A 1,693-nucleotide genomic window follows, 5' to 3' on the forward strand; every position below is an offset into this window, starting at 1 on the left:
GCCCACGGCCTGCCCGCTTCCGCCAGCAGGGCCTCAATCTTGCCCAGCATCGCCCGTCGCCCGGTGGCCACGCGCGGGCGGCGACCATGGGATGAAGGAGCGAAGCCCTGAGTACGCATATACAGCACCATTTTTTCCAGCTCCGTGTCGGAGCAGTCGCCCGCCGAGCGCTTTCCGGTCTGGCGGGCCAGCACATCGCGATAGGTTTCATCGTCCCATCCGAGGCAGGTTTTACCGGTGTGGACGAGGCGGATCAGATTACGTCTCATGGAAATGGCCTCAAATGAGAGAGGAAAAACGGAAGTAGCCATAATAAAAAGCCCCGCACGAGGGCGGGGCTTTGGGCCAGTTCAGTGTTCAGTTTTAACGGTTAAATTGGATCACAGCTCAATTATAAAGTCAATGCTCACTTTTTTCGACCATCATTCACCCAGACGATCCCCAAAAGGATCACCAGGATGTACATGATGATAATTCGATGTTCCATAACCCGGAGCTCTCCCTCATTCCCACAAACCCGAAACAGCCTGCTACCGTGCCCGGCGGGCAAAAGCCAACATCAGGGCAGTAAACACCAACAGAGTGACTACAAACACCACGAGGGCAAGTATTTTCATAAAATGCTCCTTTCCGCTGTTATTTAACCTCGCGAAAAGCCAGGCAATGAATGCCGAAGCTGGCGCTATGGCCACAAAGCACAGCAAACACACCAGATGTTGGATAAACATAGCGCCCCCAACGATAAGAAACTCAATATGACATCCGTCAGTATGGGGTGGATTTTTAAGCACCACTGCGGGCAGTCTTATCTGAAAAGCTTACGTTTCATCATGCGATCCTTCCTGATTCCGGACGCTAATCCCCAGGAAGCCCCTGCCGCAATTGCGCCTATGAATGGACTTCCACAAGCAAGGAGAAGAGCACCTAAAAATAGAGATAAGACAACCCCTAAGAACTGCATAAACCTACCAGGGCGAACCATCAGGTAAATAGCCACCGAAAACCAAATCAACAAGAAAATTATCATTTCACCTCCTAAATGCCAGAAACATTTTCTCGTGAAAAACCCAATATTTTCGTAAGCACCAACACAAAAATGACGCAACTTTCAGATTCTCTTGCATAAAATTGATTCAGAACAATAAATCAACACATTGCCCGCTATAGAGATCGCTGCTACCCACTTTTGTTGGTGGGAATGCTTCCGATTGCGAAATATCTGCGTCAAATAATTACGATAAGGATGAGCGATGAAGATTGATTTTGATGAATTAAAGCGAATGCTGGACAAGTTTCTCGAAGCTGAGGGGCCATTTATCACGCTAAGCCAGATGGGGTTTCCCGAAGAAAGCGGAGAAGAGGAGGATAAATTCTTATTTCATCTGTTATTGCTGGTTGATAACAGACTCATTTCCAACGCAAAACTGGAGACAGGAGACCCTGCGGCCATTGGGTTGGTATACACTATGAGCCGCAGGATTGGTATACGAAACGTGCCGATACGGTTAACACAAAGCGGGCATGATTTCGCTAAGGCGTTACATCAACCTCCCGTGCTGGAGAGGATCAAAAAAGAACTTGCTGAAGCCCCCCTGGTCTGAATCGCCACGGATAATCTAGACACTTCTGAGCCGTTGATAATATAGGTTTTCATATTCAGCCGGTGGCATCTGCTCGCTCGAACCATGCCGAC

Annotated in this window: 2 protein-coding genes; one reads left to right on the forward strand and one right to left on the reverse strand. The window is 48.7% G+C overall.

The genetic code is table 11. From position 1 onward, the window contains the following. A partial coding sequence (locus B9Y90_RS26000) for a regulatory protein GemA (protein ID WP_085543158.1) occupies positions 1-269 on the reverse strand: 269 nt, incomplete at its 3' end. Positions 270-1,250: 981 nt separating this feature from the next. Between B9Y90_RS26000 and B9Y90_RS26015 the strand changes: the two genes are divergently transcribed. Further along, the gene (locus B9Y90_RS26015) at positions 1,251-1,601 is read left to right on the forward strand and encodes a DUF2513 domain-containing protein (protein ID WP_085543157.1); all 351 of its coding nucleotides are present in this window, start codon (positions 1,251-1,253) and stop codon (positions 1,599-1,601) included. Positions 1,602-1,693: the final 92 nt, after the last annotated feature.

Source organism: Cedecea sp. NFIX57 (assembly GCF_900177785.1).
Taxonomy (GTDB): Bacteria; Pseudomonadota; Gammaproteobacteria; order Enterobacterales; family Enterobacteriaceae; genus Cedecea; species Cedecea neteri_C.